The sequence below is a fragment of the Gordonia malaquae genome (genome assembly GCF_037148075.1).
GTDB classification, from domain to species: domain Bacteria; phylum Actinomycetota; class Actinomycetes; order Mycobacteriales; family Mycobacteriaceae; genus Gordonia; species Gordonia malaquae.
On record NZ_JBBCUB010000002.1, the window covers coordinates 125,797 to 138,304 of the forward strand.

15 protein-coding genes and 1 riboswitch are annotated in these 12,508 nt (G+C 65.7%); of the genes, 9 read left to right on the forward strand and 6 right to left on the reverse strand.

Annotation, left to right across the window (positions count from 1 at the left end; translation table 11 throughout):
* Window positions 1-35 precede the first annotated feature (35 nt).
* Together WFK36_RS07590 and WFK36_RS07595 are read left to right on the forward strand one after the other, a co-directional pair.
* A complete protein-coding gene (locus WFK36_RS07590) occupies window positions 36-383 on the forward strand; it encodes a VOC family protein (protein WP_008376576.1) in 348 nt (115 codons plus the stop codon).
* A 68-nt stretch (window positions 384-451) separates the two neighbouring features.
* Window positions 452-1,819, forward strand: coding sequence for an MFS transporter (locus tag WFK36_RS07595; protein ID WP_336791192.1), 1,368 nt, complete (start codon window positions 452-454; stop codon window positions 1,817-1,819).
* A gap of 3 nt (window positions 1,820-1,822) precedes the next feature.
* Here WFK36_RS07595 and WFK36_RS07600 read toward each other — a convergent pair whose 3' ends face one another.
* From WFK36_RS07600 to WFK36_RS07615, 4 genes are read right to left on the reverse strand one after another with little or no spacing between them, the layout of a single operon-like run.
* Window positions 1,823-2,119: a DUF503 domain-containing protein gene (locus WFK36_RS07600; RefSeq protein WP_008376572.1), complete on the reverse strand. Its 297-nt coding sequence runs from the start codon at window positions 2,117-2,119 to the stop codon at window positions 1,823-1,825.
* Window positions 2,120-2,132: 13 nt separating this feature from the next.
* The gene (locus WFK36_RS07605) at window positions 2,133-3,386 is read right to left on the reverse strand and encodes a polysaccharide pyruvyl transferase family protein (RefSeq protein WP_336791195.1); all 1,254 of its coding nucleotides are present in this window, start codon (window positions 3,384-3,386) and stop codon (window positions 2,133-2,135) included.
* Between the two features lie 4 nt (window positions 3,387-3,390).
* Entirely contained in the window at window positions 3,391-4,227 is an 837-nt protein-coding gene (ppk2, locus tag WFK36_RS07610) for a polyphosphate kinase 2 (protein ID WP_008376568.1), read from the reverse strand.
* A gap of 27 nt (window positions 4,228-4,254) precedes the next feature.
* A complete protein-coding gene (locus WFK36_RS07615) occupies window positions 4,255-5,106 on the reverse strand; it encodes an META domain-containing protein (RefSeq protein ID WP_336791196.1) in 852 nt (283 codons plus the stop codon).
* 99 nt (window positions 5,107-5,205) lie between these two features.
* On the opposite strand from WFK36_RS07615, the gene secA2 reads away from it, so the two are divergent.
* From secA2 to WFK36_RS07650, 7 genes are all read left to right on the forward strand, one after another.
* Entirely contained in the window at window positions 5,206-7,500 is a 2,295-nt protein-coding gene (gene secA2, locus WFK36_RS07620) for an accessory Sec system translocase SecA2 (RefSeq protein ID WP_336791197.1), read from the forward strand.
* Window positions 7,497-8,105, forward strand: a complete 609-nt coding sequence (locus tag WFK36_RS07625) for a CDP-alcohol phosphatidyltransferase family protein (RefSeq protein WP_008376563.1) — start codon at window positions 7,497-7,499, stop codon at window positions 8,103-8,105. Before secA2 ends, WFK36_RS07625 begins: the two co-directional genes overlap by 4 nt.
* Before the next feature lie 108 nt (window positions 8,106-8,213).
* On the forward strand, window positions 8,214-8,618 hold the full coding sequence (gene gcvH, locus WFK36_RS07630) for a glycine cleavage system protein GcvH (protein ID WP_008376561.1): 405 nt from the start codon (window positions 8,214-8,216) through the stop codon (window positions 8,616-8,618).
* Between the two features lie 274 nt (window positions 8,619-8,892).
* Window positions 8,893-9,339: a glycogen accumulation regulator GarA gene (gene garA / locus WFK36_RS07635; RefSeq protein ID WP_008376559.1), complete on the forward strand. Its 447-nt coding sequence runs from the start codon at window positions 8,893-8,895 to the stop codon at window positions 9,337-9,339.
* Window positions 9,336-10,064: a transcriptional regulator FtsR gene (gene ftsR, locus WFK36_RS07640; protein WP_008376557.1), complete on the forward strand. Its 729-nt coding sequence runs from the start codon at window positions 9,336-9,338 to the stop codon at window positions 10,062-10,064. Before garA ends, ftsR begins: the two co-directional genes overlap by 4 nt.
* A gap of 31 nt (window positions 10,065-10,095) precedes the next feature.
* Entirely contained in the window at window positions 10,096-10,611 is a 516-nt protein-coding gene (locus tag WFK36_RS07645) for a bifunctional nuclease family protein (protein ID WP_008376555.1), read from the forward strand.
* A gap of 259 nt (window positions 10,612-10,870) precedes the next feature.
* Window positions 10,871-11,467, forward strand: coding sequence for a MerR family transcriptional regulator (locus WFK36_RS07650; protein ID WP_052005283.1), 597 nt, complete (start codon window positions 10,871-10,873; stop codon window positions 11,465-11,467).
* Window positions 11,468-11,540: 73 nt separating this feature from the next.
* Here the strand turns inward: WFK36_RS07650 and WFK36_RS07655 are convergent, their stop codons facing one another.
* Both WFK36_RS07655 and WFK36_RS07660 read right to left on the reverse strand, forming a co-directional pair.
* Window positions 11,541-11,708 carry a hypothetical protein gene (locus WFK36_RS07655; protein ID WP_336791198.1) on the reverse strand — a complete coding sequence of 56 codons (168 nt, stop codon included), beginning with the start codon at window positions 11,706-11,708 and terminating at the stop codon, window positions 11,541-11,543.
* Window positions 11,709-11,719: 11 nt separating this feature from the next.
* Window positions 11,720-12,271, reverse strand: coding sequence for a hypothetical protein (locus WFK36_RS07660; RefSeq protein WP_157435748.1), 552 nt, complete (start codon window positions 12,269-12,271; stop codon window positions 11,720-11,722).
* A gap of 125 nt (window positions 12,272-12,396) precedes the next feature.
* Window positions 12,397-12,497: riboswitch (glycine riboswitch) on the forward strand.
* Window positions 12,498-12,508: the final 11 nt, after the last annotated feature.

A 12,508-nucleotide genomic window follows, 5' to 3' on the forward strand; every position in this document is an offset into this window, starting at 1 on the left:
ACGGATTGTCGGACCCCGGCGGTAGTGTCCGGACCATGAAGAACTCTCTCCTCAACATCACGTTCAACACAACGGACGCACTCGGTCTCGCGCAGTGGTGGGCAAGCGCGTTCGACGGTCGAATCGTCGACGAGAACGACGGCTGGTTCGTCTTCGTCTCGCTCGGCGAGGGCCGCCCGGGCCTTGCGTTCCAGAAGGTGGACGCCCCGGCAGGCGGAAATCGTCTGCACCTCGACTTCGGGGTCGACGACATGGCCGCTGCTGTCGCCGGACTCGTGTCGGCGGGCGCGACTGTCGTCGGGGAGCGGTCGATGCCCGGCTTCACCTGGACCACGCTCGCCGACCCGGAGGGCAACGAGTTCTGCGTCGCCGAACACGGCTGACGATCTGAGGCCGGGCTGTCGAAATTCGGTTGGTCGGCGGATACGTCGGCTACTAGCCTGGAGCAGCTATGGGTAACTCAGTCGTACGCTCGGTGAAAGAGCGCGATCGAACATTTGCGAACATTCTGCTGAACACGGCAATCGCCAACGTGACCACGAGCTTCCTGTGGTTCGCGTTGACGTTCTGGATGTACCTCGAGACCCGCAACGTGATCGCCACCGGTGTGATCGGCGGCGGGTACATGTTGATCATCGCGATGGCGAGCATCGGGTTCGGCACGATCGTGGATCGCTTCCGAAAACTGATCGTGATGCGCGTGTCGGCGCTGTTCACGTTGGTGATGTTTCTGCTCGCCGGGCTCGCGTACGTGGCGATGCCCGACTCGACGGATGTGTCACTCACCTCGCCGTGGCTGTGGGTCTTTGCGATTCTCGTGCTGGTCGGCGCGGTGATCGAGAACATGAGATCGGTGGCGTTGTCGACGACAGTCACCATCCTCGTCGACGCCGACCGCCGCGACAAGGCGAACGGCTGGGTCGGGACCGTTCAGGGCCTCTCGTTCATGGTGACCAGTGTGTTCTCGGGTCTGGCAGTCGGTTTCCTCGGCATGGGACCGACGGTCGTCATCTCGATCGTGTTCGTCGCGGTCGGGTATGTTCATCTGCTGTTCCTGACGATGCCGGAGGAGGAGCACGTCGTCGCCTCCGACGCTGCCGGTGCGTACGATCTTCGCGGCTCTCTGCGCGCGGTGCACGCTGTCCCGGGCCTTTTCGCGTTGATCATCTTCTCGACGTTCAACAACTTCGTGGGCGGCGTCCACATGGCGTTGTTCGATCCGTACGGACTCGAACTCTTCTCCGTGCAGATGTGGGGTGTGGTCTTCGCGATCAGCGCCACCGGGTTCATGGTCGGCGGCGCACTCATCGGACGCTTCGGCCTTGGCGCCAACCCGATGCGGACGATGCTGATCGCAGTCATGATCACCGGAGTGATCGGCGCGGCCATCTCGTTCCGGGCGTCTCCAGTTCTCTGCATCATCGCCGCCTGGTTCTTCATGGCGACGATGCCCGCAGTCGAGGCGGCCGAACAGACGGTGATCCAGCGGGTGGTCCCGCTGCAGCAGCAGGGACGCGTGTTCGGGTTCGCAGGGGCCTTCGAGGCCGCGGCCGCCCCGGTGACGGCGTTCCTGATCGCACCGATCGCCGAAGCCGTCGTGATCCCGTGGGCCGACGGCGACGGCGCCGCCGCCCTCGCGCCGTTGCTCGGCACCGGACCGGGGCGAGGCATCGCCCTGGTCTTCCTGATCGCAGGCGCGGTCACGGTCCTCGCCGCGGCGATCGCCTTCGCGACACCCGTGTATCGGAGCGTGTCAGCCGAATACGCGTCGACGACCGGCGACGCCGCGGAGGAGACCGGCGACCCGGCCCACGTGTGAGGTCTACAGTTCGTCGGTGTCGACGACGCGTCGACGGACGGACAAGAGCGTCACGTCTGGTCGGGACGCGCCGTGACGTTCGAGGGTGTCGAGAACATCGGTCAGGTGTGCGATGTCGGAGTTGACGACAGCGACTCCGACACCGGCTCGGCGGTGAAGGTCGAGATGATCCGTCTCGGCGACCGAGACGGAGTATTTGCGGCGGATCTCGGCGATGATCGGCCGGACGACCGAACGCTTCTCCTTGAGGGAGTGCACGTCACCGAGAAGGAAATCGAATTCAAGAGTACCGATCCACATAGAAGCGCCGACTCTACCTGATACGGACACCGATCGGATAGAGGCTGTCGGCGAGCGACTTCTTCCGCCTGACGTTCTCCTGCACCGCCTCCGGCGTGTACCCGCCTGCGGTGGGGCGCGCCGGAGTCTGCAGGTCGACGCCACCGGACACCACGGTCCATGCCGACCCGGCATCGACCAAAGCCTGATGCTTGGTGGCGTAATAGTCCGTGCTCGCCGAGATCGCGACCCCCGAATCGCCCGCCGCGGCGGCGATCATGTGCGGGTGGTACCTCGTCGACAGCCAGGTGCCGCGGTTGACGGGCAGCCCGTCGCGCCACAGGTTTCGGAACGGGATCACCGCCGCGCCCTCGAGACGATCGGCGAGCATCGTCGGGATGGTGTAGTCGTGGCCCGGGATGCACTCGACGACCGTCACATCGCGGCCGGGCACGTCCCAGGCGTCCAGGGTGGCCCGGATGAACGACGCGAGGGCATCGGTTCCCGTCCGCCCGTCCCAGGAGAACGTGTCCGTGAGATCGCTCTGAGCGCACAGCACGACGCCGGTGCCGGCCGGTGTGCGAGGACGAGTGAGTATGGGGGAGAGCCAGGCGTCGTCTCCCGTCCGCGACAGGCCGGGGGCGCCGGCGAGCAGCGTCTCGGTCGGTGCGTCACGGACGTCGAGGACGTCGAAGCGGGAGGCGGCGGCGAGCATCGCGGCACCCGTAGCTCCATCGATCGCCGGAGTGAAACCGGCGCCCGTCGCAACGGTCCGCGCCCCGGTCTTCTCAGCGACGGCGGCCATCGCGGACAGGAGGGCTCCGTGATGCGGCCACACGGCGTTGACGAATCCGCCGCCCACCAGATGGATCGTTCCCGCCCGGAGCAGCATGTCGATCCCGGCGTCGTTGCGGGGTGACGCGCCGAGCCTGCTCGCAGTGTCGGCGACCCACTCCCACGGCGCGTCGGGATCGACGTCGTGGGCGTCCGGGGACACCGCGTGATGAACCAGCTCCCACAGTGTGTCGACGAACACCGCGCGTCGATTGGCGTGTCGGAGCAGCAGCGATGCTTGACCGGGACGAGGTGAGTCGACGACGACCCGCGCCATCGGCCTCCGGATGGCGATGTGCCGCAGCCAGGCCTCGGTGATCAACTCGTCGCCGAAATTCGGGAAGCCTGCCGTGGTGACCAGGTAGATCAGGTCTGCCGAATCGACACGTGAGCGCACCTTGGAGCGCACCGACCGGGTTCGCTGGGCGACCTCGGTGACGGAGGGAAGCGCCATCGTGTCAGTTCTCGCGGTCGCCGAGAAGCGTCGCGACGTGATCGGGAACGAACTTCGAGAGCGAGCGCGGCGGACGGTGATAGTTGCCGGTGGCGATCGGCTTCTTCGGCAGCTTCACGCGTTCGGTCTCGATGTGCGTGAACGGAATCGTCGACAGCAAGTGCGAGATCATGTTGATTCGCGCGTTCTTCTTGTGGTCCGACTCGACGACGAACCAGGGGCTGGTCAACGTGTCGGTGTGGACCATCATCTCGTCTTTGGCGCGAGAGTAGTCCTCCCACCGGTACACCGACTCGAGGTCCATCGGGCTGAGTTTCCACTGGCGGACCGGGTCGTCACGGCGTGCGCGGAATCGACGCAACTGCTCGTCGTCGGACACCGAGAACCAGTACTTCCGCAGCAGGATTCCGTCGTCGATCAGCATCTGCTCGAAGATCGGCGTCTGTCGCAGGAAACGGGTGTGCTCCTCCGGTGTGCAGAAGCCCATGACCTTCTCGACACCTGCCCGGTTGTACCAGGAGCGGTCGAGCAGGACGATCTCACCTTTGGTGGGGAGCTTCTCGACATATCGCTGGTAGTACCACTGACCACGCTCGCGGTCGGTCGGGGCGGGCAGTGCCTCGACGCGGCAGATGCGAGGGCTGAGGTACTCGGTGATGCGCTTGATTGCGCCGCCCTTGCCTGCGGCGTCTCGGCCTTCGAATATCACGACGACACGCGCACCGGTCGCTCGCACCCACTCCTGCAGCGCGACGAGCTCTGTCTGCAGCCGGAACAGTTCGGCTTCGTACACGTCCTTGGGGAGTTTGGTTTCCGCGGCAGGTGCCGGATTCTTCGCCATGCGGACGATCTTAGAGGTCGGCCGCGCTCAGTTGCCCGCAGTCGCCGGTGCCGCGGTGAGTCGAAGTCCGATCGTCGGGTTCTTGACGTTCGTCAGTCGCAGTTCGTCACCGTCCACCACCGCTGCGACCTCGCCGTCGAGTACCGCGGTCACCGCCTGCTCGACGTCCATCACCTCCGGTGGGCACATCTTGCGGGTCGTCGCGATCGGGCCGAAGGTGACCTTCTGCTCGCTCCCGGAGCCGACGACCGTCGCGTCGCCGTGCATCTGGTTGCAGCCCGCGAAACCGGTGAACGATCCGTCGGCGCCGATCCGCACGGTCGGCTTGACCCTCTCGATGACCGCCGAGCTCTCGACGGCTTCGTTCCGGACCAACGCCTTGACCGTCCACGTGGTCCCCGCGACGGCACGCGTCACGCGTTCGTTGAGGGTGAGGGTGACATCGTCGCCCTTCAACGTCAGGGTTCGACCGTCCAGCCGCCACGTGACCGGGGACTCGAACAGAGTGTTGATCCAGCCGTCGACCTTGTCACGTGGTGGCGGGCAGGCCATCATCGTGCCGACGAGGCCGCTGACGGTGATCGTGCCGCCGTCGAACGCGGCTGTTCCGCCGTGGCCGTTGCATCCACCGTTCACGCTGATCTGTCCCTTGGCGCCGAACGACACGGTGAGTGGTCCGTTACCCGGCACCACCTGGTTCGTGGCGTCGTCCGACACGTAGGTCTTGCCGTCGAGTGCCGCAGGGTCCGGGGTGGAGGACGCGGAGGACGAGGTGTCCGAACCGCACGAAGTGATCCCGAGCGCCGCCGCGCCGACGGCTGCGATCAGAGGGATGAGCCGGGTCCAGCGGATGGGGCCGCGGTCGTGTCGGTGTTCCATGAGGGCAACGGTAGTGCAGCCGCAGCGGCCGATCGTGCGCCGCGCCGCGTACGGTAGATCACGATCGGACACCACCATCACGTGAGGAACAGGTAGCTAGTGGGTAAGTTCTCGAACGCCATGTGGCGCCTGCTCGGCGCTCAGGCGTCGCGCAACCAGTCGCAGTCCATCTCGTTGATCGAGAAGTCGCACGAGCACGAGTCGTGGGCTCAGGAGCTCAAGGACGATGAATTCGCAGGTGAGGCGGCAGAGCTCGAGATCGAGACCGTCGACGGCCGGGTCAAGTTCCTCGCACTGATCCGGGAGGCGGGTTCCCGTGCGGTGTCGATGACGCCGTTCGACGTCCAGCTGCAGGGCGCCCTGCGGATGCTCGACGGCGACGTCGTCGAGATGGCGACCGGTGAGGGCAAGACGCTCGCCGGAGCGATCGCCGCGATCGGTTACGCCCTCGAAGGCAAACACGTTCACGTCGTCTCGGTGAACGACTACCTCGCCGGCCGCGACGCCGAATGGATGCGCCCTCTCTACGATCTCTTCGGCGTGACCGTCGGCGCGATCTCCGAGCATTCGACCCGCGAGGAGCGACGGGTCGCCTACGAATGCGACGTCACATACGCGTCGGTCAACGAGATCGGCTTCGACGTCCTCCGCGATCAGCTGGCACTGCACGAGGACGAACTCGTCGCGCCGGTCCCCGAAGTCGTCCTCGTCGACGAAGCCGATTCGGTGCTCGTCGACGAAGCCCTCGTTCCCCTGATCCTGGCCGGCTCGACAGAGGCAGAGACGCCCAACAGCGCGATCCACGAAGTCGTCTCGCACCTCAAGAGCAAGCATTACGACGTCGACACCGACGGCCGCAACGTCTCGCTGACCGAGGAAGGCGCCAGGTTCGTCGAGGACACTCTCGGCGGCATCGACATCTACGGCGACGACCACGTCGGCACCACTCTCGTGCACGTTAACGTCGCGCTCTACGCCTACTACCTGCTCGAACGCGACGTCCACTACATCGTGCGGGACGGCGGCGTCCACTTGATCAACGCGTCGCGCGGCCGTGTGGCCCGTCTCCAGCGTTGGCCCGACGGTGTTCAGGCGGCCGTCGAGTACAAGGAGGGGCTCAAGCCCACCGCGGCAGGCGAGGTCATCGACACGATCACCGTCCAGGCGTTGATGAGCCGCTACCCGCGGGTTGCGGGCATGACCGGAACGGCGATCGCCGCAGGCGAGCAGCTCCGCCAGTTCTACAACCTGGGCGTGTCGCAGATCCCGTCGAACATGCCCAACGTCCGTGAAGACGAACCGGACCGGGTCTACGACAACAAGGCCAACAAGATGGAGGCCGTCGTCGAGTACGTGCAGACCGTCCATGAGACCGGACAGCCGGTCCTGATCGGCACGCACGACGTCGCGCAGTCCGAAGAGCTCGCGTACTTCCTGGAGCGTGCCGGTGTCACATCGGTGGTGCTGAACGCGAAGAACGACCCGGAGGAGGCTGCGATCATCGCCGAGGCCGGCCGCAAGAGCGCTGTCACCGTCTCGACGCAGATGGCGGGCCGCGGCACCGACATCCGACTCGGCGGATCGGACGGCGACGACGAGGCACGCGACGAGGTCGTTGAGCTCGGCGGCCTGTGTGTGGTCGGAACCGGGCGATACGACACCGAACGCCTGGACAATCAGCTCCGCGGCCGTGCCGGTCGCCAGGGCGACCCGGGCCGGTCGGTGTTCTTCTCCAGCCTCGAGGACCCTCTCGTCGCCAAGAACCACACACACCTGCGGGAGTCGCAGCCGATCGACAGCGACGGTTCGATGGGACCTCGCGGTGTGGAGATCGTCCAGCAGGCCCAGCGGATCGCCGAAGGCGCGATGCTGCAGTTGCACGCCAACACGTGGAACTTCAATGCTCAGGTCAACGAGCAGCGCAATTCGATCGTGCGTCGACGCATGTCGATTCTCAAGACCGACCAGGCGCTCACCGACCTGAAGGACCTCGAGACCGAGCGCTACGAGGAACTGTCGGAGACGATCGGCGACGACGTCCTCGAAGACGTGGCCCGACAGATCGTGCTGTTCCACCTCGACCGCGCGTGGGCCGACCATCTGGCGTATGTCGCGGACGTGCAGGCCAGCATCCACCTCCGCGCGCTCGGCCAGCAGAGTCCGCTCGAGGAGTTCCACAAGTTGATCTTCGCCGAGTTCACCAAACTCGTCGACGAGGCGATGGAGGCGGCACGCGAGACGTTCACGACCGCGACGATCACCGAAGACGGCATCGACTTCGACGACGCCGACATGCACCGTTCGACGATGACCTGGACCTACCTGGTCCACGAGAACCACTTCGCATCCGCCGGCGCCCAGGCCGTCCAGGGGATCGTGGGCATCTTCCGGTGACCGAGGAGCCGTCGCCGCGGGTCGCGCCGGAGAAGAGCGACGCGATCTGGACGGTGCCGAATGCGCTGAGTGTGCTGCGCTTGGCATTGATCCCGGTGTTCATCTGGCTCCTCATGGTGGAGGAGTCGGCAGGCTGGGCGTTCGTGGTGCTGTTCGTGTCCGGTCTCACCGACTGGCTCGACGGCAAACTCGCGCGGTGGCTGGGGCAGTCGTCGAAGCTGGGTGCTCTTCTCGATCCGGCGGCCGACCGCCTGTACGTCATCGTCATCCCGATCTGCTTCGGTCTCCGCGAGTTCGTTCCGTGGTGGCTGATCGCGGTGATCGTCGGCCGAGACGTCCTGCTGTTCGCGACGGCGCCGTTGCTGGCCTCTCGTGGCGTGCGTGCCCTTCCGACCCTGTACGTCGGGAAGGCCGCCACATTCGCTCTGATGAGTTCGTTCCCCTGGCTGTTGGCCGGCCAGATCGACGGTCTTGTCGGGACGATCACCTATCCGTTCGGGTGGGCTTTCCTGCTGTGGGGCGTCGGTCTGTACGTGTGGACGCTCGTCCTGTACTGGATTCAGACGATCGACGTCATCCGCAGGATGCCGTCGGTTCGGGCCTGAATCTGCGCCCTCCGCCATGACGGCGGCACCGCAGACGATAGAGTTCTGTTCCGTCACGTCGGGGGAGTGCTCCTGGCGTAGTCCGTCCGAACCAGAGAGGCAGTTGTCGTGAGCGACACGAAGATCCCCGAGAATCTCAAGTACACCGCCGAGCACGAGTGGATCTCGAAGGTGGGCGACAAGACCGTCCGCGTCGGCATCACCGACTTCGCGCAGGATGCGCTGGGCGACGTCGTGTTCGTTCAGCTCCCCGACGCCGACAGCGCGGTCGAGACCGGCGAGTCGTTCGCCGAGGTCGAGTCGACCAAGAGCGTCTCCGACATCTACGGACCCATCGACGGAACCGTCTCGGCGGCCAACGACGCACTCGACGGCGCCCCGGAACTCGTCAACTCGTCGCCCTACGACGACGGCTGGCTGGTCGAGATCACCGTCGGCGACGACGTCGACCTCGATGCGCTGCTCGACGATCTGCTCGACGCTGCCGGTTACGCCGCAGTCATCGGCGGCTGAGCGGCCCAATCTGAACGATTGGCTAACGATCCGTCACGTCAGCGTCGACGAACCCTCACCGACCCGGTGGGGACGGATATGATTGCCAGTGTTCGTTCGTTCCCGCCCGACCCCGGGTGGTGAGTGGACAAAAACGGTAGGTTCGGATGTGACCATCCGGATCTTCCGGCTAGCAGCCGTTTCAACGTCGAAACGCGATCTGTTGCACACGAATAGGCGAGCGGTGGCACAGTCCGGGAACCCCGGACGACGCGATCGCAGTGGTTAAGGAGATGTGGTGACCGGTAACGACAACGGTTTTGAGGCGCCTGTGGAGACGACTTCGGTCTTCCGCGAGGAGTTCATCAAGGAGATCGATGCTCCCGCGACGACGGGCGAGCCCGCCGACACCGGTGTGGAGCGTCTCTCGCCCGGCACCGCGCTGCTGGTGGTCAAGCGTGGCCCCAACGCGGGCTCGCGTTTCCTGCTCGACCAGGCGGCGACGTCGTCGGGCCGTCATCCCGACAGTGACATCTTCCTGGACGACGTCACGGTCAGCCGTCGCCACGCGGAGTTCCGTCGTGACGGCGACGACTTCCAGGTGGTCGACGTGGGCAGCCTGAACGGCACGTACGTCAATCGCGAGCCGGTCGACACCGCGACCCTGGCCAACGGCGACGAGGTCCAGATCGGCAAGTTCCGTCTGGTGTTCCTCGCGGGACCCCGCGCAGGGGAAGCGTGAGCGCTTCCGCCGCACGTTCGGACGCCGGCGGCGAACGGACGATGTCGATCGGGTCGGTCCTGGCTATCCTCAGTGAGGATTTCCCGGACGTCACGATCTCGAAGATCCGCTTCCTCGAAGCGGAGGGGCTCGTCACCCCGGAGCGCGCCCCGTCGGGCTACCGTCGCTTCAGCGATGCGGACTGCGAACGGCTGCGGTTCGTCCTGACCGCACAGCGCGACCGCTACCTGCCGCTCAAGGTGATCCGCGAGCAGCTCGACGCCATCGACGGCCAGACGTCCGAGGCGGCAGGCGGTGCTCGCCTGCTGACCTCGGCCCGCACGGCCGTCGCACCCGCCACCGACTTCGCGTCGCGCGGTGGGCGCGTGGACCGTGAATCGCTCATCGAGCGGACCGGTGTCGACTCGGCGTTCATCGCCGAGCTGATGCGCAACGGTCTGCTGTCGTCGGGCCCCGGCGGATTCTTCGACGAGGACGCGGTGCGTCTGGTGGAGGCCGCCGCGGCGCTCGCGAACTTCGGCGTGGAGACACGCCACCTTCGCGCGTTCAAGGTGAGTGCCGACCGCGAGGCCGGACTTGTCGCGCAGATCGCCGGGCCCATTGCCAAGGGCAAGGGGACCGGTGCCCGCGACCGTGCCGAAGAGCTCGTGCGAGAAATGGCGGCGCTGTCCGTCACGCTCCACACTCAACTCGTCAAGGCCGCGGTCCGCACCGCGCTCGACTGACACGTCACGTCACTGTGAGGAGGCCCGAGACATGGGCGAGATGCGCATCGTGGGGATCCGAGTGGAGCCCCCGCAGAATCAGCCGGTTCTCCTGCTTCGTGAGGTGACCGGTCCGCGGTACCTGCCGATCTGGATCGGGCAGAGTGAAGCCGCGTCGATCGCACTGGAGCAACGCGGCGTGGAACCGCCCCGTCCACTCACGCACGACCTGATCGTCTCGCTCGTGGAGTCGTTCGGCCGCGAGCTGGTCCAGGTCCGGATCGTCGACATGCAAGAAGGCACGTTCTATGCGGAGATGGTCTTCGACGGCGACGTCGTGGTCCAGGCGCGACCGTCGGACGCGATCGCGGTGGCCATGCGGGTTCAGGCGCCGATCGTCGCGTCTGACGACGTCCTCGACGACGCAGGACTGTTGATCCCCGATGAGGACGATTCGGCCGCTGCCGCGGAGGAGTCGGACTCGAGTGACGAAGCTGTCGAGGCGTTCCGCGAGTTCCTCGATCAGGTGTCGCCGGAGGACTTCCTCGGACCCGAATCCGACTCCTAGGCGTGCCCGCGAGCCGATGCAGTCGCCTCTCTAGTCACACGAGTAACATCAGCCTCATTGGTAACGGAATCGTCACAGCTGAACCTAAAGTTGAGGTTTACGGTGTGTTGCGTTGATTGCGGTCGCGAAGCGCCCTAGTTTCATTCCCAGCACCGAAGCAGTTCGCTTCGGGATTCACGCAGACTGCGTGCGGGAGTACCCTTGCCAGAGGGGCTCGCGTTCGCAGTCCTGTTCACGAGGGAGTGTCACCGTGGGCGATATGCCGTCCGATAGTCGGCCCGATGCCGTCACCGAGCCCGTCCAGGGTGGTCTCGACGACATCGCGCCGGGTCTGTTCCCCAACGACGTCGTTCCCGACGAACTCGTCGGTTACCGTGTTCCGACGGCGTGCCAGATCGCCGGCATCACCTACCGCCAGCTCGACTACTGGGCTCGCACGCAACTCGTCGTCCCGTCCATCCGCGGTGCGGGCGGCTCGGGCACCCAACGTCTCTACTCCTTCAAGGACATCCTGGTCCTGAAGATCGTGAAGCGTCTTCTCGACACGGGCATCTCGCTGCAGAACATCCGTGTGGCCGTTGATCACCTCCGCCAGCGTGGCGTCGAGGATCTGGCTCGGATCACCCTGTTCTCCGACGGCACCACCGTCTACGAGTGCACGTCGGCCGAAGAAGTCGTCGACCTCCTCCAGGGCGGACAGGGCGTGTTCGGCATCGCAGTGTCCGGTGCGATGCGCGAGTTGACCGGCACGATCTCCGACTTCCCGGCGGAGCGGGCCGACGGCGGCTTCAGCGAGGAGTCTCCGGAGGATGAACTCGCCGCACGCCGCAAGAACCGGACCGCGAAGACCGGCTAGCAGCGCAGCGCCACAAAAGTCACGCGGCGGTCTTGGTTGAACCAGGACCTCGCGTGATTTTTCTGGCTTTCTGCTACCGAATCCGGCCCTCGGCGCGGGCCCGCCGTCGGATCTCGACGCTCTGCGGGCTGAAATAGGCCCGCGTCCGCCGGTTCATCAGCAGATAGCAGTAGAAGCCGAACAGCACGATCGGCGTGGCGAGCGCGATCACGAGGACGACGATGGCGACAGTGGCATCCATGGTTGCCCCTTTCAGGTGGTGGAGACGCCGAAGAGCATGACGCCGCCTACGAGAACGGCGACAGCGACGACGATCGCGAAGACGACAGCCGCGATGTTGAGCCACAGCATCACGCAGAAGTAGAGGTACGCGCCGCGCGAGCCGCGCAGCATGGCGATTCCCAGCGGCAGGTTGATGCCCACGATGATCACCATCACGATGTCGGCGCCGATGATGATCGCTCGCGCGGTGTCGAGGTTCTGGACGGTGATGTCCGCCTGGTTGTCGAGTTCGACCCACCATGAGATCAGGGTGGCGTCGTTCACGAACATCAACGGCAGTATCGCGACCAGGCTCACGATGGAGCCGATGACGATCAGCCACCCGTAGAACGTCACCTGCCAAGGGCGGACGAGAGCGGCGTGTTCGGCTGCGCCGGTCTGCCGCGGGTGCGGGTTGTACATCGGGCGAGGGGGAGCGGTCTGCCAGGTCGGCGGCGCATAGGCGGGCGGTGGAGCCGCCTGCGGCGGACCGTACTGCGGACGGGGTCTCGGTGGCGGTGGTGGCAGGGGTCCGGTCGACATTCGGTTCAGAGTAGGTGCGCCCGTCTTCCGCCGATAGAATGCGAACGAACGAACAGCGAATGTGACCAGTCCCGCCGTGCACGATCGCGGATCTGTCCGCGCACCTTGGTATCCTGTGCGTGCGCCGCTACGCCGCGGGAGAGCGTCGTCCGATCACCTCGGACGGCCGCCGAAGGAGCAACACCTCTCCGTCAAACTCTCAGGCACCCGGGACCGTGGCAACTGCCGGCGTCTCTG